The organism is Reinekea blandensis MED297 (genome assembly GCF_000153185.1).
Taxonomy (GTDB): Bacteria; Pseudomonadota; Gammaproteobacteria; order Pseudomonadales; family Natronospirillaceae; genus Reinekea; species Reinekea blandensis.
Genome location: NZ_CH724150.1, coordinates 318111 through 340633, shown reverse-complemented (window position 1 = coordinate 340633; position 22523 = coordinate 318111). Strand labels below are relative to the sequence as shown.

The window sequence follows — 22523 nt, the reverse complement described above, 5'->3', positions numbered from 1 at the left end:
AGCCAAGCGGCAGGATCAGGGATGACCATCGCCATCATACTTGCCGGGCTGATATGGGCCTGGTTTCAATTCGGTCTTGCCAGTGCAGTAGTGTTCACATTGCTTGCTGGCGGGCTGCTGCTTGTGATTTGCGCTTATCGTATTACCGCGGCGATGATTCTGGTGTTGTCTCTGGTGGTCATTGCCATGCTTGAGCATCAGATGCGTCACCCGCTGCCTTCCGCGTTTCAACACGTCACACAATCACTAACGCTTTGTATTGAACAGGTTCCAAGGCAGTACTCTGATGGTACTCAAACGGCGAGAGCGAGAGTACAGGCACAGCCGGAAAGTTTACATCTGCGTAAAATCCGCCTGTGGCTTTACCCCGAAACCACCAATCTCACCCTTAACGCCGGAGATTGTTTTGATGCGGACGTTCGTTTGCGGCAGCCAATTGGACGGCTGATTCCGGGGACCTTTAATGCGGATCGTTATAACTTTGCTGAAAAAATTGACGCATATGGGACAGTTGTAGAGCTTTCGTCTATCGCACATCGTCCCGGGTTTCAGCAACGGCTGTATCTGACAACGGCAGAAAAACTGGGCGACGGTCTGGGGCTTGATGTATGGGCAGCGCTGGCTTTGGGTTGGAGCCGGGCCATGTCACCCGAGCTGAAAACTTTGTTGGCGGACAACCAGGTCATGCATCTGTTTGTGATCAGTGGCATGCATCTGGCCTTTGTTCTGCTCCTTGTTAACCTTCTGATTCAATGGTTAGCTTATGGTTTAGCGCCATGGCTTATGATTTCCCGAACGCAGAGATATTTACTTGCGGGCTTGGTTACCACCGGCTATGTCGCTTTTTTAGGGTTCCCGTTACCCGTGACCCGGGCATTGTTAATGTTTGGCTTACCGATCATTGGCCAATTATCGGCCGTTCGGACCGGGCCACTGACATTGCTGGGTTGGACGGCTGTGATTCTGATGCTTTGGCATCCTGCGGCCTGGTTGGCCATCGGCCCTTGGCTGAGCTTTGGTTCGGTTGCGGTCATATTTTTAATACTTCGATGGCGTCTGCTTCAGAACTTACCTCGGCTCTGGCAACCGATCTTGTTCCAGGTTTTGATGACGATATCGATTTTACCTTGGGCGCTGAGTAGTGGGTTCAGCTTCAACTTGCTGTCTGTGTTCAGCAGTTTGGTGTTATCTGGGCTGATAGGTTTTGTCGGGCTGCCAATGGCGTTGATGATGCCGATCGTCGATTTGACCTGGCTGCACTCAAGCTGGAATCAAGCCGTGGAATGGCTCGTCAGTCTCCTGACGCTAACGGCAAACCCTGGCTTGGAACTGCCTTACCTCGACAGTGCCGCATTGTTTTTGCTGGTTGTGATGGCAGTCTGGGCCATCTGGCGGCGCGATACATCCAGCATTTTGGTCGGGGCGGCACTCCTGTGTTTGAGTATTCTGTTTTGGGGGCAGGGTGGTACAAATCGGGTGCCATCGGTGACTGTGTATGATGTTGGTCATGGTCAGGCATTGTTGCTCGATACAGGGGATGATCGTTTTCTTTACGATACGGGCGGTCGGTTTTCACCCGAACAAAGCCTGGCAGAGGTGGTATTGCACCGTGTTTTGCCGCCTCTGGAGGGTGTTGTCATTTCTCATTCCGATTTGGACCATGCCGCCGGCGCTGGTTTTTTACGCGGTCAGTATCCACGGTTGCCGATCTGGTCGGGTCAGCGAGACCAGATCCCCATCAAATCATCGACTCGGAACTGTCACCAACAGACAAAGCTTCACTCTGCTATTGAGGTGATACCGGTTCCGCCGTCGTTGCGGGGCCGGCAGGACAACAATCAGTCCTGTGTTGTGCTGATCACGCTAAACCATCACCGGCTGCTGATCACGGGTGATGCGGATAAGTACATTGAGTACTACTTACTTCAGACCCACCCGCACTTGTTTCCTGTGGATGTTCTCATTCTTGGTCACCATGGGTCAGGCAGCAGCAGCGCTGGTGCTTTCCTTGAAGCAAACCAATCCGCAATGTTTCTGACCAGCAGCGGTGATCGACTGGCGCCCCGATGGCCAGCTGAGCGAATTGAAAGCTGGTTTTCTGATCAGCAGAAAACCTTGTTGAACACCGCTAAGCTGGGCACGATTCAGCTAACCTTCTACCCACAGCGTATCCGGGTAAAAACTTGGGACTCAGCCTACAGAAATCGGCTTATTTATTGATTTTTATACATTTTCCCGAGATGGCTATGATAAAGTAAGCGCCAATTGTGAGGAGGTAGTCTGTGTTTGAGATAATCCAATCGGGCGGCTTACTGATGCTGCCGATCATTCTGTGTTCTGTCATTGCTCTGGCCATTACCGTAGAACGATATTGGACCTTGCGCGTCTCAAAAGTCCGGCCGAAAGATCAACTGCCTCAAGTCTGGTCATGGATTAAAAAACATGAGCTGGATTCGGAAAAGATCAAGCAGCTGAAGCAAAGCAGTTTGTTCGGTTATGTCCTCAGCGCAGGCCTAACCAGTTCCCGGTATGGGCGTGATGCGATGAAAGACGCCATACAGGAAGCGGGTGATCATGCCGCTCATGAAATGGAAAAGTTTCTCAGTACTCTTGGTACGATTGCCGCTATTTCTCCGTTACTGGGGTTGCTCGGTACCGTTCTGGGGATGGTAGACGTATTTACCGATATTATGATTCAGGGAACTGGTAATACCGCCGTTCTGGCCGGAGGTATTTCAAAAGCTTTGATTACCACGGCAGCAGGTCTCTCGGTCGCGATTCCTTCAGTCATTTTTCACAGGGCCCTGTCGCGCAAAATTGATGAGTTATTGGTGCTGATGGAGCAGGACAGCGCCAAACTGGTAGAAGCCATCCACGCTGAGAATTCGGGTCAGAAAAAATGAGATTCAGACGTTCCTCCCGGCAGGAGGAGGTGTCGGTTAATATCACACCGTTGATCGATGTCGTCTTCCTGTTATTGATCTTTTTTATGGTCACGACGACCTTTACCCGGGAAACTCAGCTTCAGATTGATCTGCCGGAAAGTGAAAGCCAGGTTGCTGCTGAAAGTGAGAAACCCATAGAAATTTTGATTGATCGTCTCGGAACCTATGCCATTAATGACCAGGTACTGATTAAACACGATCTGGATTCGTTAAAGCGCGCGCTGACAGACACGAGTCAGAATCCGGCGACGCCAATTGTCATTACCGCAGACGCTGCAGCACCGCACCAGGCCTTTATCATTGCGTTGGATGCCGTTGCGCAGGTTGGTTTCTCCAAAGTCAGCATTACTACGCAGGAAGAGAGCCAAAACTGATCCCACAACGGAGTAACTATGAAGTTTTGGTATCGTCAACGAATATCGTTTCTGGCTCTGTTGCTTCTGCCACTCAGCGCTTTGGTTTGGTGCGTCAGCCGGTATCGGTACCGACATCGTAACCAGAATACCTATCCGATTCCGGTTGTGGTCGTTGGCAATCTGACGGTCGGTGGGACAGGCAAAACCCCTACCATCATCTGGCTGATCAATACCCTGCAACGCCATCATTACAAGGTTGCCGTTGTGAGCCGAGGATACCGCGCCAAGCCAACGCGCAGTTATCCTGTGTTGGCAGATTACACCGATACAGCAGAAACCATCGGTGACGAGCCCGCACTGATTGCTCAATCGACTCAGGCCATGGTCGTCATTGATCCGGATCGACATCGAGCCGTTCAGTTTTTATGTGATCTACCGGCGGGTCAGCGCCCAGATGTCATCGTCAGTGACGATGGAATGCAGCATTATCGAATGGCGCGGGATATTGAGATTCTCATGTACGATACCTTGCGAGGGTTGGGTAATGGGTGTTTGATTCCTGCCGGCCCTTTGAGAGAGAGCTCGCAGCGTCTGTCATCGGTGAGTTTGGTGCTGGCGAAACAGCAAGGTCCTCAGTTGCCCGAAAGCGCTATCGAGGTCGCTCAGGAGGTCATCGCGCTGGCTAAGAATCGTGAAGGGGTGGAGCTGCCTAGACAAACGGTGAATATCCATACTGCCATCGGCAATGCCGAGTCGTTCCAGCGTACCGCGGAATCCGTTGGCTATACTGTCAATCGTACCGTGGCTTATCGTGATCACGATAAGCTTCCGCTGGAACCGATTCAACGCTCCGATTTCCCCGTTCTGACCACGGAAAAAGACGCTGTTAAACTCAGCTCATGGCCGGATAATGTCTATGTTTTGCCTTATGAGCTGAAATACGGCCCAGAAACCGCTCACTTTCTTTTACACCGGATACAGGAGTTGATCGATGAAAAGCGTCGTCATCATTCCCGCACGCTTTAGTTCTACCCGATTGCCGGGTAAACCCCTGAAGGACATAGCGGGGGAGCCAATGATTGTTCGGGTTTGTCAGGCAGTGGCATCGTCAGGGTTTGATAGCCTCTGCGTGGCGACAGACGACGAGCGTATTGAAAGCGCCGTCAACTTAGCAGGATTTCAGGCCGTCATGACGTCATCTGAGCATGTCAGTGGTACCGATCGCCTGCAGGAAGCAGCCACTATTATGGCGCTTGATGCCGAAGATATAGTCGTAAACCTTCAGGGTGACGAACCGTTGATGCCAGTAAAGAACCTGGTTCAAGTTCGGGATCTGTTAAAAACCAACGTTTCCGCCGCTGTGGCCACACTGTATGTGCAGGAATCCTTAGCTGATATGAACAATGCAAATGCGGTCAAACTGGTAACCGACCGGTTTGGTCAGGTGCTGTATTTCAGCCGGGCAGGGATCCCTTTTGATCGCGATCAGACCCGAACATCAGAAGACTCTTTTAAACGTCATGTCGGTATTTACGCCTATCGCAAATCTGCGCTCGACCAGTTTGTACAGTATGCAGAAGGGACGTTGGAGAAACTCGAAAAGCTCGAACAGCTGCGGTTCATGGAAAACGGTCAGTCGATTGTCGCACAGGAAGCGCACGAGATCATTCCGGCCGGAGTCGACACTCAAGAGGATCTTGAGCGGGTTCGTCAATGGTTTGAACAGAGGAGCTCGTAATGAAACTGTTATTTGTTTGCCTCGGTAATATCTGCCGTTCGCCCACTGCGCATGGTGTGATGGTAAAGCAGTTGGCTGATGCTCGAATCGATTTTGTCGAGGTGGATTCAGCCGGCACCGCTGCCTATCACATCGGTAACCCACCTGATTCACGTACCCAGGCAGCGGCCGAACGGCGTGGTTACGATTTGTCCGGGTTGCGCGCCAGACAGGTGACCCCTGAGGATTTCTACGAGTTTGATTATATTTTTGCGATGGACGAAAGTAACTTGAATGACTTGCAACAGCTGCAACCAGAAGAGTCGAAGGCTCGACTGCTGTTGGCATTAGCGTTCAGCGCCGAACGTGGATCGACGGTGCCAGATCCTTATTATGGCGGCGAGAAAGGCTTTGACGATGTGCTTGATCTCTGTGAAACGCTGTCTCAAGACATCATCAAATCCATTGTTCGTGTGGAAACGCCGTGAACATTGAACAGAATGTGTCGTTAGCACAGTTAAATACGCTCGGTGTTCCGTCGGTAGCCAGTCATCTGTGCCACTTAACCGCGCTTGAACAGTTACCTGACTTATACCGTTGTGTGGAATCGCTGTCATTGCCGGTTCGGGTGCTCGGTGGGGGCAGTAACTTGATTCTAAAACCTGACGTACACGCGTTGGTCATCAAAAACGAACTCACAGGCATCCGTATTCTTGCTGACGAAGGCAATGCCGTTTTTGTTTCAGCCAAGGCGGGCGAAAGCTGGCATGAGTTTGTGCTTTACTGCGTAGAACACGGGTTCTATGGCTTAGAAAACTTAGCGTTGATCCCCGGAACCGTTGGTGCCGCCCCGGTGCAGAATATTGGCGCTTATGGCGTTGAAGTTGGCTCCTATATCGAATGGGTGGATGCCCTGGATCTGAAGACGGGCGAAAGTCATCGTTTTAATCAGACCGCTTGCCGATTCAGTTACCGTGACAGTGTTTTTAAGCAGATGGAAAATCGCTATCTGATCACCGAGGTGTGTTTAAAACTGTCACGTCAGTTCAGTCCGGAGTTGAGTTACGGTCCGCTACAGAACCTGACTGATACGCAGGATCTGACGGCTGCGGATGTGGTCGCGAAGGTCATTGAGGTTCGGCAAAGTAAATTACCTGACCCGCAACAGGTTCCTAACGCTGGCAGCTTTTTTAAGAACCCCATCGTTTCCGAATCGGAACTGTGGCAGCTACAGCAACATTATGATGGCATCCCTAGTTATCCGGCTTTGGGCGGCTTCAAACTGGCCGCAGGATGGTTAATTGAACAGGCGGGTTTGAAAGGGCAGAGCCACCCCTCTCAAGTTGGGTCTTATGAAAAGCAGGCATTGGTTTTGATTAATCCTGCGCGCGCCGGATACGAGGCTGTCGCAGCATGGGCTGAACATGTACGCAAAGAAGTGTTCGCTAAGTTTGGTGTTGAACTCGAAGCAGAGCCTCGTTTGTGGGAGTAGTTTCGACCATGAAAACCATGTTAAAAAAAACGGGGCTCTTAGCCCCGTTTTTAGTGACGAGTAATTAACTTACTCGCTTTGTGATTTTTCAGCCTGTTGTCGGCGTTTCACTTCTCGTGGATCATTTGGAGCACGAGTGGGGGCTGCTGGTTTATCAGCCGCAATCTCTTCTGCTTTAACCTCTTGCGTCTCCTGCGGTTCTGTCGAAACAGGTTCCGAGGCCGTTTTTTCTGGGGCGGTTTCTTCAGGAGCCGCAGCCGTTTTGGTTACGGGTTCCGCTGGTTTGTCCTCAGAATCAGCCTTAATCGGCTCGTGTGCTACCTGTGGTTCAGGTGAGCTCTCAAGCACTGTGTTTTCGCTTTCTTTCACTTCATCAGAACGCTTTTCTGTCTGTTCAGCCGGTTGAGTTTCCGTTGGTGCCGAAGCCGGCGTTTCTGCCTTTTCGACAGGCGTTTCAGCCTTAACCGGAGTCTCAGGTGCCGACTCGTTGGCAACCGGTTGCTCAGCCACATCTGGCTTTTTACCTAGCAGCTCAAAGTCGATTTCCGTGACAGTTTCTTTTGGCTTTTCAGGTTGAACCCGTTTAGCCGCATTTTTACTGTCGCCTCGACTCTTGCGGTTCTGACCCACTTCATCCGACGCAACGCGGCCCGTTTGAGTGTCACGCGTAGGGCGACGTTTTACACTGCTGCGTTTTTGAGTGGTTTCAGTTTCGCTTTTCTCTGCTTTATTCGTCTCCGTTTTGGCTTCTACCGGTTTTTTTACCGGCTTTTCTTTAGCGGTGGTGTCCTTCGCTGGCTTACCGTTACGGCGATTGTTTGAAGAACCACGACGATCTGAGGAATTGCGATTGCCTTTAGAGTTACTCTTTGATTTGTTATCGGTTCGGCGATCTTTATTGTTGCCTGAACCACTTTTTGCCACTGGTTTTTTGGCTTTTGGCGCTTCTTTTTCACCTTCAAACAGACCGCTGAACCACTGCCCAATACGGGCAAACAAACCGGGTTCCGCTTTAGCGACGGGCTTTTTGTTGGCCGGCGCTTTGGTTTTCGGCTTTTCTGGCTCTTGTGCGACAGGCGCTGGAGCGCGAGGTGCCTGAATTGAAGAGATAGCCGCTTCCTGTGGCTTCACTTGGTTCTCGAGAACCGTTTCTGATTCCAGAGGTTGCTCTTCAAACTTGATTGCATAGCTTGGCTCGCCGCTGACCAGGGACTCGTCGTCATCGCGCATACGAATGACTTCGTAGTGCGGCGTTTCCATCTGCGGGTTCGGGACGACTAAAACGTGGACCTTGTGGCGTTTCTCAATGTCTGAAATTGCATCGCGTTTTTCGTTCAGCAGGAAGGTCGCCACAGCCATTGGAACGATCGTTCGGATCTGGGCCGTGCGATCTTTCAGGGCTTCTTCTTCGATTAAGCGAAGAATCGCCAATGACAGTGATTTAACGTCGCGAATGGTGCCATGGCCGTTACAGCGAGGGCAGACAATACCACTGGTTTCGCCCAGTGAAGGTCGCAGACGCTGACGGGACATTTCCAGAAGTCCGAATCGAGAAAGTCGGCCAATCTGTACGCGAGCGCGATCCGATGTCGTGGCCTCTTTGATTTTGGCTTCAATTTCACGTTGATGTTTCGCCTGGTTCATGTCGATGAAGTCGATAACAACCAAGCCGCCCATGTCGCGAAGTCGGAGCTGGCGCGCAATTTCCTCAGCCGCTTCCATATTGGTATTGAAAGCTGTTTCTTCGATATCCACACCCTTGGTGGCGCGTGACGAGTTGATATCGATAGACACCAATGCCTCGGTTGGATCGATGACGATGGAACCTCCACTCGGGAGTTTTACTTCCCGCTGGAACGCGGTTTCGATCTGAGTTTCAATCTGATAGCGGTTGAAGAGTGGGACTGTGTCTTCATACAGCTTGATTTTGTTGGCATAGCCCGGCATGACTTTCTGAACAAAGTCTAACGCATACTGGTAGGCGTCTTTGTTATCGATCATAACCGCATCAATGTCCTGACGCAGATAGTCACGAATGGCGCGCAGAATGACGTTGCTTTCCTGCAAAATCAGGAAGGGAGCCGGGCGGGTCTGAGAGGCTTCCTTAATGGAACCCCAAAGTTGTAGCAGGTAGTCAAGATCCCATTGCAGTTCTTCAGAAGATCGGCCGATTCCGGCCGTGCGAACGATGACGCCCATGCCATCCGGCAGATTGACGTTTTGCAGTGCTTCACGAATCTGAGCGCGCTCATCACCTTCAATTCGACGGGAAATGCCGCCAGCACGAGCATTGTTCGGCATCAGTACCAGGTATCGGCCAGCCAGACTGACCATGGTCGTTAATGCTGCGCCTTTATTGCCGCGCTCTTCTTTATCGACCTGAACAATAACTTCCGTCCCTTCTTTGATCAGCTCTTTAATATTGGAGCGTGACGACATTTTAGGGTCGATAAAATATTCTTTGGCGATTTCTTTGAGAGGGAGGAAGCCATGACGTTCGGCTCCAAATTCGACAAAAGCGGCTTCAAGGCTGGGTTCTATGCGGGTAATTCGGCCCTTGTAGATGTTTGCTTTTTTCTGTTCGCGGAATCCCGCTTCAATATCCAGGTCGTACAGTTTTTGTCCATCGACGAGTGCAACACGGAGCTCTTCGGCTTGTGTTGCGTTAATTAACATTCTCTTCATTGAAGTTTATTACTCTGAATTTCGTTTATTCCAGAGCAGCAAGAAAGGGTTTTACAGGGTCGAACACCGATAGAAGTCGACTACCATGATACAAAAGCAAATAAATGCAGGCCTGACCTGTCGATGCTTTACCTGACACACAGAATTTTAAGGAAAGAGTCTTACGGAGATACCGGCTCTGTTTAGAAATATTCGCTCATTATTTGGAATATTTTCAACCTGACATGCTGCATGTCGTACTGTTTCAATCTGTTCTTGCTGCCCAACCAATTATTTTCTGTTTGGGCTCCGGCCTGAACACCTGTGTTATCTCTGGATGTCAGACTCGATTTTCCAAGCAAATGGAATATAGCAGTAAAGCAGGGCTGCTTCAATGCGGCGGCTGCTGATATGATGCGCCTATGTAATTACTAATGACAGGTCGATCTCTTTGGCAAAGGTGCAGTTTATAGAAGTCAGCGCGGACAGGGCTGAGCAGCGGTTGGACAACTTCCTGCGGTATTACCTTAACAATGTTCCAAAAAGCCGGATTTACCGAATTATCCGTAAGGGTGAAGTTCGGGTGAACAAAAAACGCGCCAAGCCTGATACAAAATTATCGGAAGGTGATGTGGTCAGAGTCCCGCCGGTGACCATGGCGGAGAAAACCATTGAAAACCCTCAGCCGAGCGCAGGCTTGCGGAAAGCCCTCGATCACGCGATTGTTTTTGAAGACTCCGCATTATTGGCCGTTAATAAACCCAGTGGCTTAGCGGTGCACGGTGGTTCTGGCCTAAAGCTTGGTCTGATTGAGGCACTTCGGGCACAACGTGAATCTGAACCGTTTCTGGAGTTGGTGCATCGCTTGGATCGTGATACGTCCGGAGTTGTACTGGTCGCCAAAAAACGCAAAAGTCTGACGTTGCTTCAGGATGAGTTTCGCCAGAAAACCCGGGTTCGGAAAACTTATTGGTGCCTGGTCAAGGGTCATTGGCCGGATGGTTGTTCTGTCGTCGATGCGCCCTTGCTCAGGCATGAAGAGAGTGCTTCGGGTGAACGCCGTGTTTCAGTACAGGCCAACGGAAAGCCTTCACGGACGCATTTCCGGGTATTAAAGCAGTACCAGGATTGCGCATGGGTAGAAGCTCTACCGATTACCGGTCGAACACACCAGATTCGGGTTCATTGTCAGTATGTTGGCTGTCCGATTCTGGGCGACGATAAGTATCAGGATTCTGAAGCAGAATCACTGGCCAGCAAGCTGGGGTTGAATCGACTGTTTTTGCACGCGGCGCAACTGACATTGCCGCACCCGGAAACTCGGGAAGAAATGACTTTTGTCGCAGACTTAGATGAGCGCCTTAAGGCATTATTATTGCGCTTGAAATCATAAGGGTAGAGGTATGTTTGGCAGCAAGAAAGACGAAACAGCCGGGTTGTCCGGCGTAGGAAATCCTGAAAAAGAATGGCGACTCATTGAGCGCGTTGTCATGGCGAACACCCTGGAACTTCGGAAGACCCGTCGTTGGGGGATTTTCTTTAAAATATTGACCTTTACCTATTTGTTTGTCCTGCTGGGTTACGTGATGTTTAACACAAGCGCCACCCAGGATATCGGCCCGACCGGCGGTCATACCGCTGTGATTGACGTTTCCGGCGTGATTGCACAGGGCAATCTCGCGGGGGCGGACAGTGTGGTGGCAAGTCTTCGGCGTGCTGTCGAGCACTCAGACACCCGTGCCGTGATCCTGCGGATAAACAGTCCGGGAGGCAGTCCGGTGCAGTCTGCTTACATTTATAATGAGATCAACCGGCTCCGACAGAAATATGAGGACATCCCGATTTACTCGGTAATTGTCGATTCAGGCGCCAGTGGCGCTTATTACATCGCATCGGCGACTCAGGAAATCTATGCCAATGGTGCAAGTCTTGTCGGGTCCATCGGGGTTACCGCGGCCGGATTCGGATTTCAGGATCTCATCGAGAAAGTCGGGATAGAACGCCGACAGTTCACCTCCGGCGAACATAAAGCCTTTTTGGATCCGTTTATGGAGGTTGATCCGGAAGAGCAGGCGCTGTTCGAGGCCGTATTAAATGATGTGCACGAACAGTTCATCAGAGACGTCCAAGCCGGGCGAGGGGATCGTCTGGCGGATAATGATGATTTGTTCAGCGGGCTTTTCTGGACCGGATCTCAGGCGCTGGACCTGGGTTTAGTGGATGGACTGAAGTCGACATCCGAGCTGGCCCGGGATATTGGTTACCCGAAGACCGTCGATTTTACCTATCATCCGTCACCGCTTGAGCAGTTCGCTCGTAACCTGGGCGTCAGCATGACGAAAACGCTGGTCAGTCTGGCAAATAGTGGGTCTTTGAGTCTGAACTGATAAACGTGCCCCTCTTTATAATGTCAGGGCAGAGCGATGCCGCATTCTCGCAAAATGCGGCACAGCTCAATCATCGGTAAACCGATCAATGCTGAAGGATCGTCAGAACGGACGCTCTCGAAGAGGGTGATTCCTAACGATTCAACTTTAAAACTGCCGGCACAGTCATAGGGTCGGTCGGCATCGACATAGCGTTCAATCTCCTGCAATGACAGGTGACGAAACGCCACCACGGTTGCAACGCAAGTGGATGTCTTATAATCGGCAGAATTTAGAGAGACGCCGCTGTAAAAAGTGACGGTTTTGCCGGAGCAGAGCTGGAGTTGGCGGATGGCATTCTCCCGATTGCCGGGTTTGATCAGTAGTGCACCGTCTGGTCCGATGGCGGTTTGATCGCTTCCGATGACGATGGCATCGGGATGTAACTGGTACACGTTGTCGCTTTTCTGCTGGGCGAGGGCAATAGCCAGTTTTTCCGGATCAGGATCTAGTGCATGATTCTCAGCAACAGATGGGGCAATGCTTTTAAAATTTAACCCCAGGTCGCTCAATTGCTTCTGTTTATAAGGGGATTGACTGGCTAAAATAATCGGAAACATGCCTGTCCTGTCGTTGAGTTTATGACGATGACGGGAAAAGCCCGTCAATGGCGGCTTTTTGGGCAAAAAGCCTTTGACTTAACTACTTGCATACGTATCATACCGCGCCTATGTCAAATTTCGAGCTACCTGCACAGATAAACCCTTACGCCTTGGCGGACAAAATGTCCGAGTTGGAAGGTGAGGTGAGTCTGGACAGGTTAAGTCGCCTGGATGAGGCGACCGAAGGTGTTATCCGAACGGCTCAGGCTTCGCTGAGTTTTGGTCGCGATGCCTCTGGACGTCGGGTTGTTTCCGGGCAGGTAGATGGTGCAGTAAATTTGCTGTGCCAGCGGTGTTTAAAGCCGTTTCAGTATGAACTGGCGGGGTCATTTAAGATGGCGCTGGTTTATAACGATGAAATGGCACGATCACTGCCGACCGATCTGGATTCGCTTTTGTTGCTACCGGATCAGCCGCTTGATGTGGCGCAGATAGTCGAGGACGAGCTGCTGCTTTGTCTTCCGATGCATGCGGTACATCCTGACGGTGAGTGTCAGATAGAAACTCAATTTGGTGCGGAAGAGTCTGAAGGGGAACCCGAGAAGGCTCCGAATCCGTTCGATGTATTAAAAGATCTGAAGTAACCTTCAGGCCAACATATAGTTAGGAGGCTTTCAGCCATGGCAGTTCAGCAAAATAAAGTGACCCGTTCACGTCGAGGCATGCGTCGTTCACATGATGCGTTGTCTACTCCAACGCTTTCCGTTGATGCGACTACCGGTGAAACTCACCGTCGTCACCACGTATCAGCAGACGGTTTTTACAAAGGCCGTAAAGTGACTGCAGGCAAGGACGACTGATCCTAATCTATGGCGCGCATTGCCATTGACCTGCACGGAGGGGATTTCGGCCCCTCCGTCACGCTCCCTTCTTCACTTCAGTTTTTCCGCCAACATCCTCAACATTACGGTGTCTTAGTCGGCAGGGCAGAGCTATGCCGTGTATCTGTTGAACAGTTGCCACCCAATACTGAATGGGTTGAGGCTGATCCGCTTGGTGATCAATCCCATAAGCCCAGTCGTCTTCTTCGTCATGCTGGTAACTCATCCATTGAAGTTGCTTTTCGTATGCTCGAAGATCAAGTGGTGGATGCCCTGGTCTCAGCTGAGCATACCGGCGTACTTTTGGCGCTGGTGACCAAGCACGGCACTTTGCATTCCCTATTAACCCGGCCCGTACTGGCCAGTTGGTTACCTACGAAAGCAAAACCAACGGTGATGTTGGATCTGGGTGCGTCGTTTTCTGCTACATCTGACCAGTTATTGGCTTATGCGGCCATTGGCAGTGGGCTGTTCAGAACGGAATCATCGTTACCGACCTTAGCATTGCTTAATGTCGGTACTGAGTACTTTAAAGGCCCGCCTGAACTTCGCAATGCCAACCAGCTGTTGTCTGAATGGCCTTCTATTCGTTATCAAGGGTTCATCGAAGCCAGTCAGGTGTTTGAAGGAAAGCTGGACGTCATAGTCTGTGATGGATTTACCGGGAACTCGGTCATTAAGGCATCTGAAGGGGCTCTGGATCTAACGCTTGGTTCTTTGCAGTCTGTGTTTAATCGCGGTTTACTGCTGCGATTGCTCGGCTTGGCTTTGAAAAGGCCGATCCAGCAGGCGCTTTCTCCGTTGGATCCACATAAGGCAAACGGCGCTCTGATCGCCGGCAGTAATCTGATGGCTGTAAAAAGCCACGGTAATGCGGGCCAGGTTGCATTTAAAGCTGCTATTGAGCGCTCGGCAGATTTGGTTAACCGCCAGGTTATCCCAGCTGTCTGGCGGGAGCTGAACCGCTTAATTGATGACGATGTTCTGGATTGATTGAGCTGGGTTTTACCGTTTTGTCGACTATTGTTAAGTAATGATCCACAAAAATCGTGTTGGATTGCCTCAAATTCATAAATGTTTTAACGACTTCGCGCTTTAATCCCTCTGAGCAGGGCGGATAATGCAGCGCAATTTATAAAGACAGGTATCGCTATGAGTAAGATTGCATTCGTGTTCCCGGGACAGGGATCGCAACAGGTTGGCATGCTGACAGAGTTTTCTGAACAGTATGACATCGTTAAACAAACTGTTGCAGAGGCCAACGATGCGCTGGGCTATGATCTTGGTGACCTCATCGCTAACGGCCCTGTCGAAGAGCTGAACCGAACGCAGATTACTCAACCGGCCTTACTGACCGCCAGTGTGGCTCTGTATCGACTTTGGCAGGCGGAGGGTGGTGTCGAACCGATGCTGTTTGCGGGTCACAGTCTCGGTGAATACAGCGCCCTGGTTGCTGCTGGCGTCGTAGCATTTTCTGACGCCGTTAAACTGGTAGAGACTCGCGGTCAGCTGATGCAAAACGCCGTACCTGCTGGTGAAGGCCTTATGGCTGCGGTACTGGGACTGGATGATCAGTCGGTAATTGATGGTTGTGCCGCGGCAGCGCAAGGCGATGTCGTATCTGCCGTTAACTTTAACACGGATGGACAGGTTGTCATTGCGGGTGCTAAGGCCGCTGTAGAGCGCGCCATGGATGAATTGAAAACCCGGGGTGCTAAGCGGGTTATGCCGCTGACGGTATCGGTTCCATCTCATTGTGCGCTTATGAAACCGGCCGCTGAGCAGTTGGCTGAGTCGCTCCAGGCGACCTCATTCGCGACGCCATCCGCGCCAGTCGTTCAGAATCGCAGCGCCGAGCCGGCCACAACAGCTGAGCAAATTAAATCGAACCTGCTGGAGCAACTGTATATGCCGGTCCTATGGACTCGTACCGTCAGCTATCTTGTGGACTCCGGAGTCGAAGAAATTATTGAATGCGGGCCGGGTAAGGTTCTGACCGGTCTCAACAAGCGTATGGCGAAGTCACTGACTCATACAGTGATCGGCCAGGTAAGTGCTTTTCAGGAACGAATAGGGTAATAGTCATGACGGACAATCAAAAAGTAGCACTGGTCACCGGTGCCAGCCGAGGAATCGGTGCGGCAGTTGCCGATCGTCTGGGTCAGGAAGGCTTTATTGTCATCGGTACAGCCACTTCCGAGACTGGTGCGGACAAGATTACGCAGCGTTTTGCCGAAAAAGGGCTGGTCGGGCAAGGGTATTGTCTTAATGTGACCGATGCAGAATCGATTACCTCGGTATTAGCAGCCATCAAGGACGCTTATGCTGAGCCTGCGATTCTCGTTAACAATGCAGGTATTACCAAAGACAACCTCTTTTTACGTATGAAAGAAGACGAATGGGGTTCTGTGATCGATACGAACCTGACGTCTGTCTATCGTATGACAAAGGCGGTTATTAAATCGATGACTCGCGCGCGATATGGCCGAATCATTAATATTTCATCGGTGGTCGGATCGATGGGTAATGCTGGCCAGGCTAACTATTGTGCAGCCAAAGCCGGTGTTGAAGGCTTCACGCGCTCGTTGGCCCGCGAAATCGGTAGCCGCAGTATTACGGTGAACTCGGTAGCGCCGGGTTTTATCAAAACAGATATGACGGATGAGTTGACCGACTCTGTCAAAGAAACGATGCTGAGACAGGTGCCATTGGCTCGCTTGGGGAACCCGGACGAAATTGCGCATGCCGTTGCTTTTCTGGCCAGTGAAGGCGCCAGTTACATCACCGGTGAGACGCTGCATGTCAATGGTGGCATGTATATGGGCTAATTCCGCAAGGTTAATAGTCTTTTCACTTGCTCAATCGAATAACGTTTATATAAACTAGCCAGCACTTTTAACGGTGCTAAATACTTTAGGGAGTTCTCATAATGAGCAGCATTGAAGATCGCGTAAAGAAGATTGTTTGTGAACAATTGGGCGCAAAAGAAGAAGACGTGACACCACAAGCATCTTTTATCGATGATTTGGGTGCTGATTCTTTGGATACAGTAAACCTGGTGATGGCTCTGGAAGAAGAGTTTGAAACCGAGATCCCGGACGAAGAATCTGAAAAGCTGTCTACCGTTCAGGACGCGATCGACTACGTTAACACGCACCTGGGTTAATTCGGTCCGATAAATTGCAAAAGCCGTATTGCCTGATGTGCAATACGGCTTTTTTTGTGTTTAAAAGGGGCTTAGGAACGCGAAGCCCATTGGAGGTTTGTCATGGCTAAACGGCGCGTCGTCGTCACTGGTATGGGGTGTATCAGCCCCCTAGGAAACTCCGTCAAGTCGACGTGGGAAGGAATTCTGGCCGGAAAAAGCGGTGTGAATCTGATTGAAGAGTTTGATACCGAGAAATTTACCACCAAGTTTGCCGCTCAGGTCAAAGACTTTGATCCAGCAAACTACATGAATCCGAAAGATACTAAAAAGATGGATGGCTTTATCCAGTACGGTTATGCCGCTGCGATAGAGGCTATCAATGATTCTGGTATCACGGTAACCGAAGAGAACGCGCGCCGCATCGGGGTGGCCATTGGTTCGGGTATTGGCGGTTTGGATACCATTGAAAAGAATTATGCCGCAATGTTGCGAGCCGGCCCGCGCCGAATTTCTCCGTTTTTCGTGCCTGCGGCCATCATTAACATGATCAGCGGTAACCTCTCTATTGAGTATGGCTTTAAAGGGCCGAACATCGCCATTACCACGGCCTGTACTACGGGAACTCACAACATCGGCTATGCCGCGCGAACCATTGCGTATGGTGACGCAGATGCGATGATTGCCGGCGGAGCGGAAATGGCTTCGGGACAGCTTGGTATGGGCGGTTTTGGAGCGGCACGAGCCTTATCTACTCGCAATGATGATCCTGTTCGCGCCAGTCGACCGTGGGACAAGGACCGGGATGGCTTTGTGTTGGGCGACGGTGCCGGTGTTTTGGTTCTGGAAGAGTATGAGCAAGCCAAAGCGCGGGGAGCAACCATTTATGCTGAGGTCACTGGTTTTGGCATGAGTGGCGATGCATACCATATGACATCGCCACCAGAAGATGGTTCGGGCGCTGCAGCGTCTATGCAAAATGCACTGGATGATGCCGGTCTGAATGCTGTTGATGTGAATTACATCAACGCTCACGGAACGTCGACACCGGCCGGTGACGTAGCAGAGTCGCGCGCTGCGAAGAAAATTTACGGAGCAGATGCCGACAAGATCGTGGTCAGTTCAACCAAATCGATGATTGGGCACTTGCTGGGCGCTGCCGGCGCGGTCGAGGCGATCTTCTCCATTCTGGCCATTCGTGATCAGGTGGCACCGCCAACGATTAACCTGGACAATCCGGATCCGGAATGTGATCTCGACTATGTACCCCATACCGCACGTGACATGAAGATTGATCACGCACTGAGCAACTCCTTTGGGTTCGGCGGTACAAACGGATCGTTGGTGTTCAGCAAAGTCTGACATCATCGAAAAGTCTGATAAGATAGGGGGCTGTTTTCAGCCCCTTTTTTGTATGCAAATCTCCCTGCTTAACGGACAACCCGGAACATTCCCACCCGACCATCGGGCTCTCAGCTATGGCGATGGCTTGTTTGAAACCCTGTTGATTCAGGGGGATTCGGCGTGCTTTTTAGATGAACATCTGGCGCGAATGTCAAAAGGTGCAAAGCAGTTGGCTCTGAACTGGACGGAACCGGATGAGCAGGGGTTGCGGAATCAACTGCAGGCGCTGATGAAGGGACTGATGGAACCGCATGTCCTGAAACTGATGTTGCTCAGAAGTGCGCCGGGGCGTGGTTACGCCTACGACCCGGATGCACAGCACACCGACCTGGTCATTCAGATTCAACCTTACGAAGCGCCCGGTTGGGCTGGTAAAGGGATAGCGACGCGGCTGGCAACCACGCCGGTATCGGTTAACCCGCATCTGGCAGGACTGAAGCATTGCAATCGTCTGGATTCAGTCTTGGCGCGAGCCGAGTATCCGCGCTCAGAGTTTCCGGAACTGATTATGGCCGATCCAGACGGTTCTGTGATTCAAGGCACGATGAGCAATCTCCTGGTTCGCAAAAACAACCAGTGGTGTACGCCGGTGCTTAATCATGCCGGCGTGCATGGTATTGTGCGTCAACGACTGCTGGCTCTCGGTATGCTGATTGAACAACCATTGCGGGTCAGCGACCTTGAACAGGCGGACGCTCTGGCAATTTGCAACAGTCTACTGGGTGTTGTACCAGTGAAATCTTTTAATCAATGCTCTCTGGAGCCCCATCCAGAGGTGCTGTCTATGAAACAAGAATTGGGATTCCTGTGGTAAAAAAACTGACTGTTTTGGTGCTTGTCTTCATTGTTGCCGCCGGTCTTGGTGTAGGTAGCTATCTCCTGAAAGCGTTAGAAAAACCGCTAGCGTTACCTGATGACAGCGTGGTCTATACGGTCGTTCCTGGTGCCTCGCTGAAGCGCGTACTGAACGACTTTGAGAGTAATGGGTGGATCCAGTACGCCAGAGTGCATGAGCTTTGGTTAAGGTACCATCAGAAAACCGACATCCATAAAGGCGACTATCAGCTGCAGAAGTCAATGACCGCCATTGATGCGATTGAACGCATGATTGCCGGTGATAAAATTTTGCGTTCGATTCAGTTCATTGAGGGCAAGCGGGTCAGTGATTATCTGGCTGTGCTGGCTTCGAACCCATACGTGAAACAAACACTGACTGGACTGTCGCTCGATGACATCGCCAGACAGGTGTCAGACGATCTTGAGCACTATGAGGGCTGGTTCTTTCCAGATACCTATTTGTTCGAGGATGGCACCAGCGACCTAGAGCTGTTAAAGACGGCGCACCGCAGAATGCAGTCTGTCCTGGACGAAGAGTGGCAGGATCGCTCAGACGACACGGCCGTATCATCACCTTATGAAGCTTTGATACTTGCCTCCATTATTGAGAAAGAGACAGGAGCGGCATTTGAGCGCCCGATGATCAGCGGCGTGTTTACCCGGCGACTGGAACGAAGAATGCGCCTGCAGACCGATCCTACGGTGATATACGGGCTCGGCGAATCGTTTAACGGTAACCTCACTCGACAACATCTGAGAACGGATACGCCATACAATACCTACACCCGGGGCGGTTTACCGCCAACACCGATTGCCAACCCCGGGCGCGAAGCCATTTCTGCCGCTCTGAACCCTGCTGATGGCGATGCGATTTTCTTCGTTGCGAAAGGTGATGGTACTCATTACTTTTCCGTCACCTTAGAAGAGCACAATGCCGCCGTGCGGCAGTATCAACGTTTCGGTCGCCGAAGCGATTACCAATCCGCACCGAGTGAGTCGGAGGCGTCCGAATGAGCGCACAGTTTATTACCATTGAAGGCCTTGAAGGCGCCGGAAAAACGACTCAAGCAGAGGTTCTGTGCAATTGGCTGACCGATCGGGGTATCAGTTTTGTCCGTACGCGTGAGCCAGGGGGAACGCCCATCGCTGAAAAAATCCGCGACCTTGTTCTTGCCCATCATGATGAACGTATGGACCCTTATACCGAGCTTCTGATGGTGTTTGCCGCCCGTCAACAGCATGTGGAAACCCTGATTAAACCGGCGCTGGTAAACGGACAGTGGGTTGTCAGTGATCGATTTACCGATGCGACCTATGCCTATCAGGGAGGAGGTCGCTCGCTCGGGGCAAACTATATTCAGCAGTTGGAACAGCTGGTTTTGGGTGGTTTTCAGCCCGATACCACCTTCTGGTTCGACTGCGATGCGCAAACCGGCCTCAATCGAGCCCGGGCTCGTGGTTCATTGGATCGTATTGAACAGGAGGCGTTGTCATTTTTTAATCGCGCCAGAGCCGCCTACGAACAGCGAGCACTTCAACAGCCGCAGCGGTTTGTCCGATTGGATGCGTCGCAAACGGTTGAAGCGGTCAGTGAACAGCTGATTCAGGCCCTGGAGGCTCGTTATGCCTGAGTTGCCAACCTGGCTAACACCGACAATGAGTGCTTTGTCGCAACAGTTTATCGAGGGCCGTTTACCGCATGGTTTATTGTTGGTCGGTCATCCTGGAAATGGGGCCAACCTGTTCAGCACAAACCTGGCGCAAAGGCTGCTGTGCTTAGACAAAGCGAATCAACCCTGTGGGCGCTGTAAATCGTGCCTGTTGATAGCGTCTGGTCATCATCCGGATCTGAAAGTCGTTGAACCTGAGGGCAAAAGTCAGACCATTAAGGTTGAAGCCATCCGAGAGGTTATTCGTCGCGCGACAGAAACCGCCCAGCAGGGCGGAAATAAGGTCGTTTGGTTGAAATCTGCGGAAACTATGAATGTGAATGCGGCCAATGCTCTGTTAAAAGTATTGGAAGAGCCGCCTGAAAACACCTTCTTACTCGTTCAGGCGGCACAAATGGCCCGATTGCTGCCAACCGTACGATCACGTTGTCGTATCGTGCAACTGGCGCAACCGGAACGGAGCGATGCCTTGTCTTATTTGTCGGCTCACAATCAGCTCAATCAGCCGGTTGATGTGTTGCTGAGTATGGTCTCGGGTCGTCCGCTAGATGCTCTGGATCTGACTCAAGAACAGATTGACACCTGGTTTGAAGTTGAACGAAAATTTGTTGAGAATCAGTCGTTTACGGAACTGAGTCAATTTCTGGCGAAGCAGGAGTTGTCTCAAGTACTGGAACAGGCGATGCTGTGGGTTGATACTGCACTGCGCACTCAGCAAAACCCTAATAGTCAAAGTGATGCGGTTTCACCGACGATGATGAACATTTTACGTCAGCTCGAGCCCGTTTCACTATTTGGTTTTCGAGACTATATTGTTGAGAAGCGGCTGGGGCTACAGCGTCAAGCTAACCTGAATGTTCAGCTGATGGCCGAAGAATTAACCTGGCAGTGGTTAGGTTTGAGAGGAATGCAATGAACCCGAAACTAGGCGGCGCCCGAAGTGGCATACTGTCGATCACGATGAAAGATAAAGCAGTGCTGTACGCAGCTTACATGCCGTTTGTGAAAAATGGTGGGCTTTTCATCGCAACCAACAAGCGTTTTAACATCGGTGATGATGTTTTTCTGCTGCTCACCCTCATGGATGAGCCTGAAAAAATACCCGTTGCAGGCAAAGTCATCTGGATGACGCCTCGTGGAGCGCAAGGGAACCGGGCAACGGGGATTGGCGTTCAGTTTTCTAAGAAGAACGAGCTGGCAAAAGATAAAATTGAGACCTACCTTGCGGGCTCTTTGAATTCTGATAAACCAACCCATACCATGTGATAATGCCGTTGCATGGTTGGGAAGTGACCTATGTATCACGATGAAACCAGCATTGAGGAACCGTCCGCATCTGAGAGTGCGTTGATTGCATCAGCGCTTAACCTGTTTACGATTCATGACGAGTCAACCATTAATGTAACACAGCTGATCAAAGCAGCAGGGGTCAGCCGGTCCTTATTCTATCGTCACTTTTCCGGCAAAGATGATGTTTACGCCGGCATCTTGTTACGCGATGAGCTGTCCATTTCTCTGAAACTTCAAGAACTAGAAACTTCACGCTCTTGTGGCGAGATTATGCGCGAGTTTCTGCGCTTTCGAATACATCAAATTGAGCGTTACCGTGTCATTCTTAGACTCGAAAAACATTTGAATGCGCTCGATCCTGACTTACCGCGTTATCGCCAATGGCAGGTCCTGCGTCGTCGACATGCTCAGGAGTTTAAAGATCTTATTCAACAGAGTCTGGCGGATAAACCCGAACACGCACAAGACAGTGCACACTTTTATTACGGTCTGATTTGGTCTTTGGCTAATGGCGTCGCTCATTTGTCGGACACAGATTTCTTTTATGAATTACTTCAGGATCGACGAGGGTTTCATCGGTTTCTAATGGAGTCGTTGGAGCGAGTAGGAGGTTGATGATGTCAGATCGACTCACGGAAATGCTGTCGTATATCAAAGACATAAAAACGCCGCCCGTTGAGCAATGGAACCCAGAACACTGTGCCGATATGGATCTGATTATCGCCCGCAATGGTGAGTGGATTCATGAAGGACGGATCATGACCCGTAAAAAAATGGTCCGGCTGTTTGCCTCAATACTTAAACAAGAGGGTGATGAGTTTTATCTGGTCACACCGGTAGAAAAGGTTCGAATCACGGTTGAGAACACGCCGTTTCTGATTACATCGGCAGAGCTGATCGAGGACCGTTGGTTTCTGACTAATAACCTCGGCGAAGTGAGAGAGTTCACCAAGGATTGTCAGTTAGACATCGAGGATGATCAGAACCCGATACTCTATTGGCGTCGCAATTTAACGGCCCGGGTTAATCAGTCGGTAATGTATCAATGGCAAATGCATGCATTGGATCACGGCGGGTTGACGGAGGAAGGGCTTTTTCTGAACAGCGGTGACGATCGAATCTGTATCGGTCGGCTTGAACGTTAAAAAGAGCAC

25 protein-coding genes are annotated in these 22523 nt (G+C 50.9%); 23 read left to right on the top strand and 2 right to left on the bottom strand.

What is annotated here, in order from left to right; translation table 11 throughout:
- Nucleotides 1-21 precede the first annotated feature (21 nt).
- The 7 genes from MED297_RS06950 to murB all read left to right on the top strand — a co-directional run bounded on the left by MED297_RS06950 (nucleotide 22) and on the right by murB (nucleotide 6510).
- Entirely contained in the window at nucleotides 22-2220 is a 2199-nt protein-coding gene (locus tag MED297_RS06950) for a DNA internalization-related competence protein ComEC/Rec2 (protein ID WP_008043561.1), read from the top strand.
- Nucleotides 2221-2282: 62 nt separating this feature from the next.
- On the top strand, nucleotides 2283-2903 hold the full coding sequence (locus MED297_RS06945) for a MotA/TolQ/ExbB proton channel family protein (protein WP_040556720.1): 621 nt from the start codon (nucleotides 2283-2285) through the stop codon (nucleotides 2901-2903).
- A 29-nt stretch (nucleotides 2904-2932) separates the two neighbouring features.
- Nucleotides 2933-3319, top strand: a complete 387-nt coding sequence (locus MED297_RS06940) for an ExbD/TolR family protein (RefSeq protein ID WP_008043556.1) — start codon at nucleotides 2933-2935, stop codon at nucleotides 3317-3319.
- Nucleotides 3320-3337: 18 nt separating this feature from the next.
- Complete coding sequence (lpxK, locus tag MED297_RS06935) at nucleotides 3338-4327, top strand: tetraacyldisaccharide 4'-kinase (protein ID WP_008043555.1); 990 nt, start codon at nucleotides 3338-3340, stop codon at nucleotides 4325-4327.
- Nucleotides 4293-5039: a 3-deoxy-manno-octulosonate cytidylyltransferase gene (gene kdsB / locus MED297_RS06930; RefSeq protein ID WP_040556717.1), complete on the top strand. Its 747-nt coding sequence runs from the start codon at nucleotides 4293-4295 to the stop codon at nucleotides 5037-5039. Before lpxK ends, kdsB begins: the two co-directional genes overlap by 35 nt.
- Nucleotides 5039-5506, top strand: coding sequence for a low molecular weight protein-tyrosine-phosphatase (locus MED297_RS06925; RefSeq protein WP_008043553.1), 468 nt, complete (start codon nucleotides 5039-5041; stop codon nucleotides 5504-5506). The genes kdsB and MED297_RS06925 overlap by 1 nt, the downstream gene beginning before the upstream one ends.
- Nucleotides 5503-6510 (top strand): UDP-N-acetylmuramate dehydrogenase, encoded by a 1008-nt coding sequence (gene murB, locus MED297_RS06920; RefSeq protein WP_008043552.1) that lies wholly within the window; start codon nucleotides 5503-5505, stop codon nucleotides 6508-6510. Before MED297_RS06925 ends, murB begins: the two co-directional genes overlap by 4 nt.
- Before the next feature lie 69 nt (nucleotides 6511-6579).
- Here the strand turns inward: murB and rne are convergent, their stop codons facing one another.
- Nucleotides 6580-9195, bottom strand: a complete 2616-nt coding sequence (gene rne, locus MED297_RS06915; protein ID WP_419760886.1) for a ribonuclease E — start codon at nucleotides 9193-9195, stop codon at nucleotides 6580-6582.
- Nucleotides 9196-9634: 439 nt separating this feature from the next.
- On the opposite strand from rne, the gene rluC reads away from it, so the two are divergent.
- Together rluC and sppA are read left to right on the top strand one after the other, a co-directional pair.
- Nucleotides 9635-10567 (top strand): 23S rRNA pseudouridine(955/2504/2580) synthase RluC, encoded by a 933-nt coding sequence (gene rluC, locus MED297_RS06910; RefSeq protein WP_237613424.1) that lies wholly within the window; start codon nucleotides 9635-9637, stop codon nucleotides 10565-10567.
- A gap of 10 nt (nucleotides 10568-10577) precedes the next feature.
- Nucleotides 10578-11561, top strand: coding sequence for a signal peptide peptidase SppA (gene sppA, locus MED297_RS06905; protein ID WP_008043549.1), 984 nt, complete (start codon nucleotides 10578-10580; stop codon nucleotides 11559-11561).
- A 23-nt stretch (nucleotides 11562-11584) separates the two neighbouring features.
- Here sppA and MED297_RS06900 read toward each other — a convergent pair whose 3' ends face one another.
- Nucleotides 11585-12160 carry a Maf family protein gene (locus MED297_RS06900; protein WP_008043548.1) on the bottom strand — a complete coding sequence of 192 codons (576 nt, stop codon included), beginning with the start codon at nucleotides 12158-12160 and terminating at the stop codon, nucleotides 11585-11587.
- A 164-nt stretch (nucleotides 12161-12324) separates the two neighbouring features.
- On the opposite strand from MED297_RS06900, the gene MED297_RS06895 reads away from it, so the two are divergent.
- From MED297_RS06895 to MED297_RS06835, 14 genes are all read left to right on the top strand, one after another.
- Entirely contained in the window at nucleotides 12325-12786 is a 462-nt protein-coding gene (locus MED297_RS06895) for a YceD family protein (protein WP_050762884.1), read from the top strand.
- A gap of 36 nt (nucleotides 12787-12822) precedes the next feature.
- Nucleotides 12823-13002 (top strand): 50S ribosomal protein L32, encoded by a 180-nt coding sequence (gene rpmF, locus MED297_RS21790; protein WP_008043545.1) that lies wholly within the window; start codon nucleotides 12823-12825, stop codon nucleotides 13000-13002.
- A gap of 9 nt (nucleotides 13003-13011) precedes the next feature.
- On the top strand, nucleotides 13012-14016 hold the full coding sequence (locus MED297_RS06890) for a hypothetical protein (protein ID WP_040556714.1): 1005 nt from the start codon (nucleotides 13012-13014) through the stop codon (nucleotides 14014-14016).
- A gap of 159 nt (nucleotides 14017-14175) precedes the next feature.
- Nucleotides 14176-15102, top strand: coding sequence for an ACP S-malonyltransferase (fabD, locus tag MED297_RS06885; RefSeq protein ID WP_008043532.1), 927 nt, complete (start codon nucleotides 14176-14178; stop codon nucleotides 15100-15102).
- Nucleotides 15103-15107: 5 nt separating this feature from the next.
- Nucleotides 15108-15851 (top strand): 3-oxoacyl-ACP reductase FabG, encoded by a 744-nt coding sequence (gene fabG, locus MED297_RS06880; RefSeq protein WP_008043530.1) that lies wholly within the window; start codon nucleotides 15108-15110, stop codon nucleotides 15849-15851.
- Between the two features lie 101 nt (nucleotides 15852-15952).
- The gene (gene acpP, locus MED297_RS06875; protein ID WP_008043529.1) at nucleotides 15953-16189 is read left to right on the top strand and encodes an acyl carrier protein; all 237 of its coding nucleotides are present in this window, start codon (nucleotides 15953-15955) and stop codon (nucleotides 16187-16189) included.
- 102 nt (nucleotides 16190-16291) lie between these two features.
- Nucleotides 16292-17530, top strand: a complete 1239-nt coding sequence (gene fabF, locus MED297_RS06870) for a beta-ketoacyl-ACP synthase II (protein ID WP_008043526.1) — start codon at nucleotides 16292-16294, stop codon at nucleotides 17528-17530.
- A 52-nt stretch (nucleotides 17531-17582) separates the two neighbouring features.
- Nucleotides 17583-18386: an aminodeoxychorismate lyase gene (gene pabC / locus MED297_RS06865; RefSeq protein WP_008043525.1), complete on the top strand. Its 804-nt coding sequence runs from the start codon at nucleotides 17583-17585 to the stop codon at nucleotides 18384-18386.
- The gene (gene mltG, locus MED297_RS06860) at nucleotides 18380-19423 is read left to right on the top strand and encodes an endolytic transglycosylase MltG (RefSeq protein ID WP_008043524.1); all 1044 of its coding nucleotides are present in this window, start codon (nucleotides 18380-18382) and stop codon (nucleotides 19421-19423) included. Before pabC ends, mltG begins: the two co-directional genes overlap by 7 nt.
- Nucleotides 19420-20040: a dTMP kinase gene (tmk, locus tag MED297_RS06855; RefSeq protein WP_008043523.1), complete on the top strand. Its 621-nt coding sequence runs from the start codon at nucleotides 19420-19422 to the stop codon at nucleotides 20038-20040. Before mltG ends, tmk begins: the two co-directional genes overlap by 4 nt.
- Nucleotides 20033-20995, top strand: a complete 963-nt coding sequence (holB, locus tag MED297_RS21135) for a DNA polymerase III subunit delta' (protein WP_008043522.1) — start codon at nucleotides 20033-20035, stop codon at nucleotides 20993-20995. Before tmk ends, holB begins: the two co-directional genes overlap by 8 nt.
- On the top strand, nucleotides 20992-21345 hold the full coding sequence (locus MED297_RS06845) for a PilZ domain-containing protein (protein ID WP_008043521.1): 354 nt from the start codon (nucleotides 20992-20994) through the stop codon (nucleotides 21343-21345). Before holB ends, MED297_RS06845 begins: the two co-directional genes overlap by 4 nt.
- Before the next feature lie 30 nt (nucleotides 21346-21375).
- Nucleotides 21376-21984 carry a TetR/AcrR family transcriptional regulator gene (locus MED297_RS06840; protein WP_008043520.1) on the top strand — a complete coding sequence of 203 codons (609 nt, stop codon included), beginning with the start codon at nucleotides 21376-21378 and terminating at the stop codon, nucleotides 21982-21984.
- Between the two features lie 2 nt (nucleotides 21985-21986).
- Nucleotides 21987-22514 (top strand): DUF1285 domain-containing protein, encoded by a 528-nt coding sequence (locus tag MED297_RS06835; protein ID WP_161599280.1) that lies wholly within the window; start codon nucleotides 21987-21989, stop codon nucleotides 22512-22514.
- The last annotated feature ends 9 nt before the right edge of the window (nucleotides 22515-22523 follow it).